This window comes from Sulfurovum sp. AR, assembly GCF_000296775.1.
GTDB lineage: Bacteria > Campylobacterota > Campylobacteria > Campylobacterales > Sulfurovaceae > Sulfurovum > Sulfurovum xiamenensis.
Map to the genome: position 1 here is coordinate 73,593 of NZ_AJLE01000010.1, position 13,635 is coordinate 87,227.

13 protein-coding genes are annotated in these 13,635 nt (G+C 41.0%); 2 read left to right on the forward strand and 11 right to left on the reverse strand.

What is annotated here, in order from left to right; genetic code table 11:
* Positions 1 to 1,347, reverse strand: coding sequence for a class II 3-deoxy-7-phosphoheptulonate synthase (locus SULAR_RS09145; RefSeq protein WP_008245342.1), 1,347 nt, complete (start codon positions 1,345 to 1,347; stop codon positions 1 to 3).
* A gap of 118 nt (positions 1,348 to 1,465) precedes the next feature.
* Positions 1,466 to 2,173, reverse strand: a complete 708-nt coding sequence (cmoA, locus tag SULAR_RS09150) for a carboxy-S-adenosyl-L-methionine synthase CmoA (RefSeq protein WP_008245343.1) — start codon at positions 2,171 to 2,173, stop codon at positions 1,466 to 1,468.
* Positions 2,174 to 2,319: 146 nt separating this feature from the next.
* On the opposite strand from cmoA, the gene SULAR_RS09155 reads away from it, so the two are divergent.
* Complete coding sequence (locus tag SULAR_RS09155) at positions 2,320 to 4,164, forward strand: diguanylate cyclase domain-containing protein (RefSeq protein WP_008245344.1); 1,845 nt, start codon at positions 2,320 to 2,322, stop codon at positions 4,162 to 4,164.
* Positions 4,165 to 4,197: 33 nt separating this feature from the next.
* Here SULAR_RS09155 and SULAR_RS09160 read toward each other — a convergent pair whose 3' ends face one another.
* Genes SULAR_RS09160 through SULAR_RS09200 form a run of 9 tightly spaced genes read right to left on the reverse strand, consistent with a single transcriptional unit; the run spans position 4,198 to position 12,341 of the window.
* Positions 4,198 to 5,016 (reverse strand): bifunctional riboflavin kinase/FAD synthetase, encoded by an 819-nt coding sequence (locus SULAR_RS09160; RefSeq protein ID WP_008245345.1) that lies wholly within the window; start codon positions 5,014 to 5,016, stop codon positions 4,198 to 4,200.
* A 2-nt stretch (positions 5,017 to 5,018) separates the two neighbouring features.
* Positions 5,019 to 5,738: a TlyA family RNA methyltransferase gene (locus SULAR_RS09165; protein WP_008245346.1), complete on the reverse strand. Its 720-nt coding sequence runs from the start codon at positions 5,736 to 5,738 to the stop codon at positions 5,019 to 5,021.
* Positions 5,735 to 7,681, reverse strand: coding sequence for an NAD-dependent DNA ligase LigA (gene ligA, locus SULAR_RS09170; RefSeq protein WP_008245347.1), 1,947 nt, complete (start codon positions 7,679 to 7,681; stop codon positions 5,735 to 5,737). The genes SULAR_RS09165 and ligA overlap by 4 nt, the downstream gene beginning before the upstream one ends.
* Positions 7,678 to 8,325 carry a vancomycin high temperature exclusion protein gene (locus SULAR_RS09175; RefSeq protein ID WP_008245348.1) on the reverse strand — a complete coding sequence of 216 codons (648 nt, stop codon included), beginning with the start codon at positions 8,323 to 8,325 and terminating at the stop codon, positions 7,678 to 7,680. Before SULAR_RS09175 ends, ligA begins: the two co-directional genes overlap by 4 nt.
* A 3-nt stretch (positions 8,326 to 8,328) precedes the next feature.
* Entirely contained in the window at positions 8,329 to 9,468 is a 1,140-nt protein-coding gene (folP, locus tag SULAR_RS09180; protein WP_008245349.1) for a dihydropteroate synthase, read from the reverse strand.
* A gap of 28 nt (positions 9,469 to 9,496) precedes the next feature.
* Positions 9,497 to 10,111, reverse strand: coding sequence for a DNA polymerase III subunit delta' (locus SULAR_RS09185; RefSeq protein WP_008245350.1), 615 nt, complete (start codon positions 10,109 to 10,111; stop codon positions 9,497 to 9,499).
* Entirely contained in the window at positions 10,108 to 10,656 is a 549-nt protein-coding gene (locus SULAR_RS09190) for a HobA family DNA replication regulator (RefSeq protein ID WP_008245351.1), read from the reverse strand. Before SULAR_RS09190 ends, SULAR_RS09185 begins: the two co-directional genes overlap by 4 nt.
* A gap of 5 nt (positions 10,657 to 10,661) precedes the next feature.
* Positions 10,662 to 11,867 carry an aspartate kinase gene (locus SULAR_RS09195; protein ID WP_008245352.1) on the reverse strand — a complete coding sequence of 402 codons (1,206 nt, stop codon included), beginning with the start codon at positions 11,865 to 11,867 and terminating at the stop codon, positions 10,662 to 10,664.
* Positions 11,868 to 12,341, reverse strand: coding sequence for an RNA pyrophosphohydrolase (locus tag SULAR_RS09200; RefSeq protein ID WP_008245353.1), 474 nt, complete (start codon positions 12,339 to 12,341; stop codon positions 11,868 to 11,870).
* Between the two features lie 234 nt (positions 12,342 to 12,575).
* Here SULAR_RS09200 and hemW point away from each other — a divergent pair, with 234 nt between their 5' ends.
* Positions 12,576 to 13,631 (forward strand): radical SAM family heme chaperone HemW, encoded by a 1,056-nt coding sequence (hemW, locus tag SULAR_RS09205; RefSeq protein WP_038000528.1) that lies wholly within the window; start codon positions 12,576 to 12,578, stop codon positions 13,629 to 13,631.
* Positions 13,632 to 13,635 lie beyond the last annotated feature (4 nt).

Genomic DNA, 13,635 nt, shown 5'->3' on the forward strand with positions numbered 1-13,635 from the left:
CTATTCAGAGTCGTCATCTTTATGTGAAAGCATAAATGCAAGCTCCAAGGCTTGAGATGCATTCAGTCTAGGGTCACACTGGGTATGGTAACGGCTTGCAAGTCCTTCATCCGTAATGGCACACGATGTACTACCTGTACACTCAGTCACATCATTTCCCGTCATCTCCAAGTGTATACCTGCAGCGACAGTACCCATCTCTTTATGAATAGCCACGAACTGTTCTACTTCGGAAAGAATGTTATCAAAATCCCTGGTTTTGAACCCAGTTGAACTCTTTTCAACATTTCCATGCATAGGATCGCAAGACCATACAACATTTTTCCCTTCATCTCTTACACGCTTAAGTAATTTAGGGAAATACTCTCTGATCTTACTGGCACCCATACGTACGATAAGGTTCAATCTTCCCTCTTCGTTATCCGGGTTCAATGCATCAATAAGCTCAATAAGTTCATCTTCTCCCATCGTTGGACCAACTTTACAGCCGATAGGGTTTTTGATCCCTCTAAAGTATTCGATATGTGCTTCATTGAGATCTCTTGTTCTATCACCTATCCATAGCATATGGGCTGAACAGTCATACCATTCACCGGTCTCAGAGTCTTGTCTGGTCAATGCCTCTTCATAGTTAAGAAGCAATGCTTCATGTGATGTATAGAGTGTGGTTTGGTGTAGTTGTGGCATTGTATCACTATTCAGTCCACAGGCTGCCATAAACTTCATTGCATGGTCGATTTTAGTACTGAGCGCATCATAACGCTTTCCAAGCGGATTGTCTCTAATAAACTCAAGGTTCCATTGGTGTACTTTAGTAAGATCTGCCAAACCGCCTCTTGCAAACGCACGCACAAGATTCAGTGTCGCAGCAGACTGATTATAGGCTTTGAGCATATTTTTAGGATTCGGTACCCTTGCTGCTTCAGTAAACTCGATACTATTAATGATATCCCCACGGTAGCTTGGTAACTTAACACCATCAATCTCTTCAAAATCAGAGGATCTCGGTTTTGCAAATTGTCCGGCAATACGTCCTACTTTGACCACTGGCTTACCTGTACCATACATCAAAACCATGTTCATCTGAAGCATCAGCCTAAAAAGATTTTTAATATTTTTTGCATTAAAGTCAGAAAAGCTCTCTGCACAATCTCCGCCTTGGAGCAAAAATGCTTCCCCGCGTCCAGCTTTTGCCAGTTTCTCTTTCAAGTCTCTTGCCTCACCTGCAAAAATAAGTGGTGGATAAGAACTTAATTCAGCTTCTACTTTTTTAAGAAGTTCTTGGTCTTGATATGTTGGTTGTTGCTTTATGGGAAAATTTCTCCAACTGCCTGGTGTCCAACTCATAGTATATCCTTAAAAATAAATTGGACGATTATAGCTAAAAAAAATGAAAAAAAGGAATCAAGTTATTCACAGGGGTGAAAGAAGAGTGAATAACTTTACTTTATGATCAGAATAAGATTTACTTTTTTGCAACAAAGGTCACAAAATTTGCCCATTGAAAGATCGTTTCAATACGCTTAAATCCTGCATCCCTGCACATCTGGATATTCTCTTTGATGGTGAAAGGGATCAGTACATTCTCCAGCGCTTCGCGCTTTTGTGCGATCTCATAGTCACTGTATCCCTGCCCTTTTTTATACTCATAATAGATATCGATGAGCTCCTTGTCAAGCTTTTTATCTTCAAAAACCACTTTCTCAGAAAAAATGAACATCCCATCTTCGTTTAATCCTTGATACAACTTCTTTATAAGTTCAACACGCTGCATAGGCCGGATGAACTGTAACGTATAGTTTGCCACTATGATATCTTCTTCTTGGTAGTCATAGGTCAGCATATCAGCCAATTCCAACTCTATGTTTGCACCGAAAGCCTGACATTTTTGCTCTGCCCTATCCAACATCGCCTGTGAATTATCCAAACCTTTGAGTTGCATCTTGACATCCATTTTACTGTGAAGATCAAGTAGGAACTTCGCGGTAGAAGAACCAAGATCAAGCACTTTTTTACCCTCTTTTTGTTCTGCAAGTATCAAAGAGATGATCAACTTGCGTACTTCATCATAAAAAGGCACGGAACGGCTCAACATATCATCGAACACAGACGCGACTGCTTCATCAAATTCAAATTTTTTTTCTATAGGCTTATTAAACACTTTATCTTGCATTACTTTTTCTTTACAATTTATTTTTATCATTATATTCAAAGAGTAGTCTAAATCAGTTGAAGCATAAAATTTACTTTCTCATGTTTTTTTATCAAAATCAAAGCTTTTTCTATTAGAATTAGAAACAAGGGATTAGAATTAAAAATATGGAAAAATTAACTATACTTATTGTAGATGATGACAAAACTACTACCTCTATACTTAACCACATGTTATATGGGTATACAGATCATATACTCACGGCATCCAATGGACTAGAGGGACTTGAACTCTATCAGACACATCAACCGGATATTATTCTCTCTGATATCAACATGCCGCATATGAATGGCCTGGAGATGGTTGAAGAGATAAGAAAAGAAGATGAACATGTGAAGATAGCCATCTTTACAGACTTTGAAAAACGTGATATTCTCCTTAAAGCGATCGAGCTTGGAGTGAATCAGTTCCTTTCCAAGCCGTTTGCCTCTAAAAGCTTTTCCAAGACCATACAAAGCCTTTATGATGATGTCATAGAGAAAAGACGTAGTAACCGAGAGATTCAGAGACAACAAAATATACTTCATGCCATCAATGAGATGTCACATAACTTTTTACAACAATCAGATTGGATGCAAGCACTCAAAAAAGAGATGCAGAATCTTAAAGAAGCTTCTGACATGTCATCCATATTTATCTACCAAAATGAGGAGGATGAAAATAACCTTTCAGCACAAAAACTTCTCTATATCAATGATAACCCTGAAGCAAAAAGTAAAAAACGTATCCACTACCGTAAACACTATTTCATGCGTTGGAAGAACCAATTAGAGAAAAATCTCTCTATCAATGGAAGCAGAGAGGATTATGACAAGTCAAAAAAGAAACTCTTGGACCTCTTTAAGATCAATTCTCTGCTCATATTGCCTATCTTTGTACAAGATAAATGGTGGGGTTTTCTTGGTATTGGAGATGAGCACAAGGAAACACTCGAATCCACCAATGTTGAAATGCTCAGTACTGCTGCATCCATCATCGGCGCGGCTATCAATAACAGAAACAACCTTAAATCACTTGAAATGTCTTCCGCAGTCTATGAACACACCATGGATGGTGTCTTGATCACAGACAGCAATAACCGTATTCTACATGTGAATGATGCATTTGTCGATATAACAGGTTATTCACTGGAGAATGTGCTGGGTAAAGATCCCAAGATCCTCAAATCCGGGAAACACGATAATCACTTTTACCAGAAAATATGGAACCAATTGTCTGAGAATGGATACTGGCAAGGAGAGATCACCAATCGTAAAAAAAACGGTGAGATCTATATTGAGTGGCTCAGTATCAATACGATCAAAAATGCTCAGGGTAAGATCGAAAATTTTATCGGTATCTTTTCCGATGTCACACACCAGCGAAAAGATGCACATGACCATGCCTACTTAGCCACACATGATCCCCTTACCGGTCTATCCAACCGACTCTTATTCAATGATAGATTGGAACATGCGATCAACCACGCAGACCGGTTCAAGAAATGTATCAGTCTTATATTTTGTGACTTGGATAATTTTAAACCGATCAATGATACTTTTGGTCATACTATAGGTGATGAGATACTCAAAAGAGTAGGAAGTGCGCTCCAAGGGATCTTAAGAAAAGAGGATACCATATGTCGTTTCGGCGGGGATGAATTTGTCATCCTTGTTGAAGAGTTACATAGTTTTGAATATCTGAACGAAATTTTAAGTAGGATCAATGCACTGACACATACACCTTGTGTCATCGAAGGAAATACGATCTCCATAGGGATGAGTATCGGTGCATCCATCTATCCCGATGACGGTGTCACACCAGAAGACTTGATAAAATCTGCTGATTCAGCAATGTACAAAGCAAAGAACAGTGGTAAAAATCGTATAGAGTATTCTCAGCCAGATCCGGATCTTTATTGTCTTAAAAAATATAACAACATGGATGAGGCAGACATACACTACACTACGTAGGCAATTTTAAAAAAGATTATCGGTCAAACCTCTCTAGATCTCATTTGATGATAATCTCTTTTTTGCTGCCGTGATATCATCAAGAATTTGTTCCCTCAGGGCATCTAAACTATCAAACTTTTGATTCATACGGATAAAGTCTACAAATTCCAGTGCAACTTCTCCACTTACTTCACCGATCTCTTGTTCTAAGATATGTGTCTCTACGGCATAGGAGTCATCTGTTGTCACACGATGCCCCAAAAAGCTTACAGAGTCCAACCATTGACCATCAATACAGGTACGTGTGGCATAGACACCTTCCATTGGGAGTTGATACTCTTGTACATGCAAATTGATCGTGGGAACCAACTCTTTTTTACCCAGTCCCTGTCCTGGCACCACCCTGCCTTCTATATAATAGGTTCTACCCAGTAATTGATTTGCCAGTTCGATCTTTCCTTCACGCAGATACGTTTTGATGATACGGGAGTGTACCGGTGTCTCCCCAAGAGTGACCTGTTTAACGATGGAGATATCTTTATTCGTCAGTGTTTTCATCATCTGCGCATTCCCTGCTTTATCTTTGCCAAAATGAAAATCATACCCCACTACGATCGTTTCGAGTGCAGGAAAATCAGCTTCCAGTTTATGGACAAATGCTTCAGGTGTCAATGATTTTATCTTGTCAAAATGGTAAAAGCAGCATGCTTTAGAAGTAAAAAGTGAACGTTTGTATCCCGGTGTCAAGTAACCGGTATTTCTCTCTATGATCACCAGTGCATCTACCTTATCTATAAGCGCCTGATGTCCAAGATGTATACCGTCAAATGAGCCTATGGCGATATGCTTGATCTGATTTCGCAAAGACAACGCTACTTCTCCTTCTTTCTAAAATGATACAGATACTCTTGATTACCCTCTTTACCCTGGACCTGCGAACGTGCCTGGTAGCAAAGCTCCCATCCCAGCTTTTCAGCCTGGGCTTCAAATGCCTCTTTGCGTCTGGCTATCGCATCAATATCCTGTACTACACCTCTGCTGTCACGCTTTACATCCTTCCCCACTTCGAACTGTGGTTTATAGAGTATAATGATATCTGTACCGTTGTGAGCAAGTCTGTCTATGTCCTCAATGATCTGCAGTATGGAGATGAACGAAACATCACAAGTGATCAGTTCAAAACCAACATCACTTTGAAATTCTCGGATATCAGTCTCTTCATACAATGAAAGTTTTGCATTGTTGCGAAGTGAGACATGCAGTTGGTCTTTACCTACATCCACGCAGGAGAGGCTTGTCACACCATTCTCAAGCATGATCTGAGCAAAGCCACCCGTACTGGAACCTATATCCAATGCTCTTTTCCCTTTCAAGTCCATGGGATACTCAGCCAAAAAGTTCTCCAGCTTGCGCGCTGCACGGCTCACATAAAATTTCGTATCTTCCACTTCGACGATGCTGTTCTCATCTACTTTGGCTGAAGCTTTGGCCTTCTTGCCGTCTACCAGGACCTGTCCGGCTTTGATCGCATCATTTGCACGGTTACGACTCTCAAAATAACCCTCTTCTACCAAATATTTATCCAGTCTCACAGCATTTGCCTCATCTCATCTTCCGTCAGTGTTTTCACTCCCAGACTCTCAGCCTTGGTCAACTTGGATCCTGCATCCTCACCATAGACCACATAGTCTGTTTTTTTACTGACAGAGCCACTGACCTTAGCCCCCAGTTTTTCAAGCATCTCTTTGATGATACCGCGGCTTACAGACATAGACCCTGTCAGTACCACTGTTTTACTTTTGAAAGGGTTCTCTTCTGCTTCCACTTTCTCTTCTACGGTAGGTTCTATCGTTTCAAAAAGCTGCAAAACAAAATCATGGTTTACCCGCATAAATTCAAGCAGTGAGTTTGCCATCTCTTCACCGATACCATCCAGGGCTACCACAGTATCAAATGTTGCATCCACGATACCCAGACCAAACTCCAATGCCAGTGCCTTGCTGGCTACCTCTCCGATATGCTCTATACCCATCGCATTCAGAAGACGATACAACGGTACACCCTTGGTCGCCTGGATCGCACCTATGAGATTGTTGATACGTTTCTCTTTAAAGCCTTCAAGGTGTTCAAGATCTTCATACTTGATGAAATAAAGATCAAGGATATCTTTGATGATCCCTTCTTTGACCAGCAGTTCAACGATCTTGCTTCCCAACCCGTCGATATTCATACACCCTTTTCTCGCGAAGTGGATGATCGAGTTAATCACACGATCAGGGCAGTGAAGGTTCTGGCATTTGATCAAGGTGCCTTCATCAAGCAGTTCACTGTTACAGGTAGGGCACACTGTAGGACGTTTAACGATCATTTCACTTCCGTCTCTACGTTCTTCTAAAACTTTGATGATCTTTGGTATCACATCCCCGCTTCGTATGATGATGACAGAGTCACCGATATGGATATCCTTACGCTCGATCTCATCGAAGTTGTGTAGTGTGGCACGGCTGACCATCGCACCTTCAATGTTCACAGGTTCGATCTCGGCTACCGGTGTTACCACACCCGTTCTTCCTACCTGTAGTGTAATCGCATTGATTTGAGTGACTTTTTCGACTGCAGGGAACTTATAGGCACACATCCACTTGGGAAACTTCACCGTGTATCCTAGCTCCTCCTGTTTCGCCACCTCATCGACCTTAAGTACCATCCCGTCCATCATCATAGGTATCTCATCACGCTTCTCAATAAGCATACGGTAAAAAGCTTCTATCTCATCGATACCCTTACAATCCTGTGCAAACGGCGGTTCCAAAAAGCCTAAAGTATAGACATAGTCCATCTTCTCGGAAAGTTTTCGATGTTCAAGCGTGTTTTCTCCAAGTCCCCAAGGATAAAAAACCAGCCTTCTTTTAGCCGTAATGGAACTGTCAAGCTGTCTAAGACTCCCAGCTGCTGCATTACGAGGATTCGCGAAGAGGCTCTCTCCTGCTTCGAGTCTCTCTTCATTGATCTGCTCAAAGTCATCCTTTCGGATAACCACTTCACCGCGTATCTCAATCAGCCCCTTATAATCGATACTGAGTGGTACAGAACGTATCGTCCGTACATTATCCGTCACCTCTTCACCTACGACACCATCCCCACGTGTTATGGCACGTACCAGCTTCCCATCCTCATAGAGTAAGTTCATACTCGCACCGTCAAATTTTGGCTCACAGAAATACTCACACTCCCCTATATTCTTCTCTACACGCTCCAACCACTCTACGACCTCATTTCGGTCAAACACATCTTCCATACTCCACATACGTTTGATGTGCTTCGCCTTGGAAAACTCATCACGCACGATACCTCCGACACGCTTTGTAGGAGAATCTTCTGCCACCTCTGCAGGGTTCTCTGTTTCATAGTCCAACACTTCATGGTAAAGCCTGTCATACTCTTCATCACTGGCAATGGGATTATCTTCCACATAATAAGCATGTGCCCATTTTTTAAGGAGTTTGATCTTCTCTTGGTATTGTTCGTTTGTCATTGTTTATAGTTTACTTTCTCTTTTTTTCCATCATATTTCGGCATAGTATGCAAGATATACACATCCAAAAAAGCTTTTGCCCTCGCAAAATACTCTCTGGCTTTCATCCTGTACGCAGCTGCTGTACCCGGTATATCTTTTGCTATAAAACCTATGGCTTTATGTCCTTTGGATTTGGCGATGAACAGTGCTCTTTCAAGGTGAAATTTCTGGGAGACGATTATATAGTCTTTTAGGTCAAAAATCGCTTCAGCTCTTACCACAGAATCAAGGGTTCTTAACCCGAAAGGATCAATGGTAATATAGCGGTTTGGAACCCCCGCTTTTATCAGATCTTTTTGCATCTTGCTTGTCTCATTATAATACTTGGTACTATTATCCCCGGAAACCACTATAGCTTTCACTTTACCTGCCTTAAAAAGATCGACTGCAGCACGAATACGATAGGTATAAAAGTAGTTCTGCCCGCCACCTACCCTATATTTGGCTGTACCCAATACCAAAGCAGCTTTTTTCGCCGGGACTTTGTCAATAATGTGATACAGATCCGCTTCTGCCTGTTTTGAGATAGAGATATAGATCACAACCAGTGCCATCACTGTGAGCAAAACAGAACCGAGGATCCACTTTAGTATACGTACCACGATTTACAGCATCGCTCTCAAAACTGCTAAAGCTTGTTGATGTTCGGCAACATCATGACAACGCACGATAGAAGCCCCGTTCTCAACCGCTTTCAAATGGATCGCTAAGGTACCTGGCAAACGCTCTTCAGTAGTAGAAGTACTTATTTTGTTGATCATTGATTTTCTGCTTGCACCTACAAGCACTTCACAGCCGAATACTTTAAAATGCGCCATGTTCTTGATCAGGGTCAGATTATGTTCCAAGGCCTTACCAAAGCCTATCCCTACATCCAGGATGATATTTTCTCTGACAAGCCCTAAACCTTCACATTTCGCGATACGCGCCTCAAAAAAATCACTGACCTCCACCATGACATCATCATAATATGGGTCTTTTTGCATGGTCTTTGGTGTGCCTTTCATGTGCATGATGCATAGTCTGGCATCATACTTCACTGCAAGATCGATGATAGCATCATCACTTGCTCCTGTAATATCGTTGATAATCGTAAATCCACTATCCAGTGCATACGCTACAACATCAGGTGTATAACTGTCCACAGAAAACGTTGCTTTTTTATACAGCTTTTCAGCTTTGATGATATCACAAACAGGTTTGATACGTGCCAACTCTTCTTCTGCACTTACCTCATCTGCCCCCGGGCGGGAAGATACAGCACCTATATCAATGATATCTGCACCACTCTCTATCATCTCTTTGATCTGCTTTATGGCATCTTCAGCCTTGAACCTGCTTCCAGAAAAGAAACTGTCATCATTGGCATTGATCACACCCATGATCTGTGTGGGATAGGTTTTTACAGCAAGAAATTTCTTCAGTTCCATAGCGATCGTTTTAAGTCCAAAAGGCTGTGCCAACTCTTTTTTAGAGAGGAGTTCCATATGTTTTCTCGTTCCCATAAGAATACAGTCATAGGTAGGTTTTTCACAGAGTATGACCCCACCAGGTACAGCAAGCTCTGCACCTATGCTAAGGGCATCCTGTTTGAGTATATTTGCAGCGGGTGTTTTAAGGTCTTTGATAAAGAAATGGAGCAGTTCCATCTTCTTTGCCATGATACTGATACCACCGCTCTCTACATTCAATGCTTTAAGGGCTGCTTTTTTATCTGTGATATGTCCAAGTTGATATATTTTCATAGAAGCCCCTTTAGAGTCTTAGTATATTTTACCGTTTTTTTCGAGCCAGAAGTTTCAAAAGCAGGGTATTAAGTACAAATGGTGGCGGTGATCCTACATCCAAAGCAATAAAGGCATTCGAAAAAAGATTTAACGTTTTTTCATCCAGGTTATATGCCTGTGAATAGATAGCATCTTTGCTGATACGTTCCACAAGCGATTTCATTGCCTTGGCATCTGTACGTTTATGGGTTTGTACAAAATCATATACCGTAGCCAAAGAGAGGTGAGATAGATCCAACTCCAGCGCTTCCTCTTCTGTATACGAAGAATGCATCGTAATAGGTAAACGTGAACGAATGGTATCCAGGATCGTAGCTTTGTTCGGTGTAATAAGAATAAACTCTTTTTTGGGTGGGGGTTCTTCTATCACTTTTAAAAGTTTGTTCTGTACCACAGGGGAAAATGTTTTGGCACCAAGGATAATGACGGTGGTCTCATCACTGGCCATATACGCCTTTTCTATCGCAAGTTTTGCATCTTCGACTAAAAAATTATCCTCTTTGATGATCTTCACAAAACGTTCATTTTGTTGTAGCCCTTCGAGCTGGATCACCGTGTCATTGATATTACTGCTGATGATCACTTGGCTCACTAGTCTCATGACTCTAAATCTAAATCCCCGAAAAGTGCTGCTGAGAGTGTGTTATCAAAAAGCTTAAAAAGCTGTAACAGTTTAATATCCAATAAAGCATCCGAACTACGGAAGGCAAAACTATCTTGGACCTCTTCATCCATGACCCATAAAAAGCTGTTTTCATTTCTATAGGCGAGTTTTGTGTAAGGATGATCTCCTTTACCAATATACCAAATATAATAACCGTTAGGATAAGAGATATCCAACATATCTTCAAGAAGTTGCAAGTCCTGTGTCGATTTCATCTCTTGAAAATGAGGGAAACAGCTCGATAGACAGAAGAAAGGAAGCAGTGGTCTGTTTTTTTTCATATCATTGATATTCTTTAAAATATATTGAGAAAACCACTCATATGATTCATCCGTAATGATAAGCGCTGTTTTTCCCTCAATACTTTGAGAAACAGCACTTTTGGCTAAAGGTGCCCATTCATAACGGTACTCTTCCATCCATGAAAAAGAAGACTCTTCTTCACGAATGGTCTCCAGTGTCCACTTTAAAAGCTGCTGCATTTACCCTACTTGTCTAATTCGTAAGCTTCATGAAGTGTACGGATGGCAAGTTCACCATACTTCTCATCTATCACCATAGAGACCTTTATCTCAGATGTAGAGATCATTTGTATGTTGATGTTACTTTGCGCCAGTACAGTAAATGCTGTCGCAGCCACACCTGAGTGGGATTTCATACCTACACCCACAACAGAGACTTTGCATACATGCTCATCAAAATCCATCCCTTGGATATCATGGTCAAAGCTTTCCATCAATCTTTTGGCATTTTCATGTTCACTTTGCGGTACAGTAAATCCAAGATTGGTTGAACCGTCCGTCCCCATATTTTGAATGATCATGTCCACATTGATGTTCGCCTTTGCCAGCATTGTGAAGATCTCTGCTGCGATCCCCGGTCTGTCTGAAACACCTCTAAGTGTCACTCTTGCTTGGTTTTTGTCAAGGACAACACCACTTACTAATACTTCTTCCATACTATTGCTCTCCTTTGTGATAAGCGTACCTTCATTGTCGCTAAAACTACTTTTAGCGTATAGTTTTACATTAAGTTTTTTTGCCAATTCTACTGAACGGTTCTGTAACACCTTCGCACCCAGTGACGAAAGCTCTAACATCTCATCATAAGAGATCGTGTCAAGCTTCTTTGCATTAGGTTCGATACGTGGATCTGTGGTGTAAATACCATCTACATCTGAATAGATCTCACACTGGTCCGCCTTCAATGCTCCGGCCAATGCAACAGCAGATAGATCTGAACCGCCACGTCCCAGTGTGGTCACTGAACCATCTTTATTGATCCCTTGGAAACCTGCTACAATAACGATCTTCCCCTCACCTATAGCCGCTTGCATTGCAGTCGGGTCTATGGACTCTATGCGTGCATAGGTATGTGTATTATCTGTCACGATGCCCGCTTGACGTCCGGTCATTGCTACTGCATCATACCCTTTTGACTGCAAAGCGATAGATAGCAGTGCAGCTGTCACGCGTTCTCCTGAACTGAGCAGCATATCCATCTCTTTTTTTGCCGGACTCTTCGTAAAGTGTTCTGCATACCCTATGAGTTTATTGGTTTCACCGCTCATCGCAGAGACAACAACTACAATGTCATTACCAGCTTCTTTTGCTTTTGCTACACGGTTGGCCACATTTTCGATACGATCTAAATCTCCAACGCTTGTACCGCCATATTTATGTACAACTAACATCTATATCAAACCCTCTTCTATAAAATAATCGATCACTCTACGATACACTTTGCGTTTAAAGTAGGTCACCTTTTTAAATAACTGTTCATACTCTACAAACTCATACTCTTCAAATTCAGGAATATCATATGCCTGTAAATTGATGGTTGCACTCTCTTTCAGGCGTACCAAAAAATATTTTTGTGTCTGCCCGTCAAAAGGGTATGTTTTACCTCGTGACCTTTTAGGAAAGTCATAGGTGATCCATTCAGGAAACTCCCCTAGTACTTCTACATTATCACAGCCTATCTCTTCCAACAATTCCCGTTTCAATGCTTCTCGAGGTGTTTCACCTTCATCGATACCTCCCTGAGGAAATTGCCACGCGTTCTTGATATCACTTCGATGTGCTACAAAGAACTCACACTTGTCCGGATATTTGGAAGAGAGTATGACAGCTGCAACATTAGGCCTATAGCTCTTTTTCTTTTGCATGCTTTTACTCATTTCACATTCTAATTCAATAGGACACAACAAAACTCAAAGTCTTTTATCGCGTTAGTACTGTGCTTCTTTCAAAGAAAGCAAAAGAGACAGGTCTCTTTTGGTAATCAGTACCAAATGGTATTTTTACTTTAGATCTACTAAAATTTATCGATACATTCCTAATTTTCTGATATTATTCTATCTAAACTGCGGTTACAAACATTTGAAAAGTGAGAAAACTATTTGCTAATTTATCTTCATATTCCTTACTGTGATTCAAAGTGTCACTACTGTAGCTTCAATACCTATGTCGACAAATTTGAAACCCAGTCCAACTATATGAAGGCCCTCTATCAGCAACTTTCGTTTGAACTGCAACGTTTTGATGCTAAACCGCAAAGTGTTGAAACACTTTTTATAGGGGGAGGTACACCTTCAACGGTAGACCCAGCACTCTATGCTCCCATTTTCGAACTGCTTCACCCCTACCTGAAAAAAAATGCAGAGATCACTACAGAAGCAAACCCGAACTCTGCAAGCAAAGTATGGCTTGAGGGTATGAAAAAACTTGGTGTGAACCGTATCAGTTTCGGGGTACAAAGTTTTCATGCACAAAAACTCAAAGCACTCAACCGGGCACATAACCCACAACAGGCAAAAGAAGCCATACACACTGCTAAAACACTGGGATATGAACATCTCTCTTTAGATTTGATCTACAACTACCAGGGTGACACAAAAGAGCTGCTTTTGAATGATATAAAGGAAGCCTTTTCTCTTCCTATTGATCATATATCCGCCTATGAACTGACCATCGAGGACGGTACAAAGTTTTCAATGACACCTGAGGTAAGACAGGAGAATGAGGATCTTGCTTTTTTTGTCACGAATGAGATAGAAAAACGGGGCTTTAAAGCCTATGAGATCTCAAACTTCGGTACCTACCAGAGCAGACATAACAGAGGGTATTGGGAACTCAAGAATTATATAGGTGCAGGAGCTGGTGCCGTAGGATTTTTTAAAAACAAACGTTTTTATCCCCAAACCGATATTGAAGCCTATGTTGCAGACCCGCTTAGTATCATAGAAGAAGTACTCACTCCGGATGAGCTACTGACAGAAAAGATCTTTTTAGGCCTGCGCAGCAATGTAGGTGTAGAGAAAGCCCTACTTACAGAAGCGATGATACAAAAAGCAGATACCCTTTGTGAAAAAGAGAAACTTCGTTGCGATGAGACACATTACTATAATGATAATTTCTTCTTGAGTGATGAACTCGCACTCTACATTTTAGGATAATTCG

Bases quoted from the DNA above. Each gene is read 5' to 3' on its own strand.
- SULAR_RS09145 (WP_008245342.1), bottom strand. From the start codon at position 1,347: ATGAGTTGGACACCAGGCAGTTGGAGAAATTTTCCCATAAAGCAACAA.
- cmoA (WP_008245343.1), bottom strand. From the start codon at position 2,173: ATGCAAGATAAAGTGTTTAATAAGCCTATAGAAAAAAAATTTGAATTT.
- SULAR_RS09155 (WP_008245344.1), top strand. From the start codon at position 2,320: ATGGAAAAATTAACTATACTTATTGTAGATGATGACAAAACTACTACC.
- ligA (WP_008245347.1), bottom strand. From the start codon at position 7,681: ATGACAAACGAACAATACCAAGAGAAGATCAAACTCCTTAAAAAATGG.
- folP (WP_008245349.1), bottom strand. From the start codon at position 9,468: ATGAAAATATATCAACTTGGACATATCACAGATAAAAAAGCAGCCCTT.
- SULAR_RS09185 (WP_008245350.1), bottom strand. From the start codon at position 10,111: ATGAGACTAGTGAGCCAAGTGATCATCAGCAGTAATATCAATGACACG.
- SULAR_RS09190 (WP_008245351.1), bottom strand. From the start codon at position 10,656: ATGCAGCAGCTTTTAAAGTGGACACTGGAGACCATTCGTGAAGAAGAG.
- SULAR_RS09195 (WP_008245352.1), bottom strand. From the start codon at position 11,867: ATGTTAGTTGTACATAAATATGGCGGTACAAGCGTTGGAGATTTAGAT.
- SULAR_RS09200 (WP_008245353.1), bottom strand. From the start codon at position 12,341: ATGCAAAAGAAAAAGAGCTATAGGCCTAATGTTGCAGCTGTCATACTC.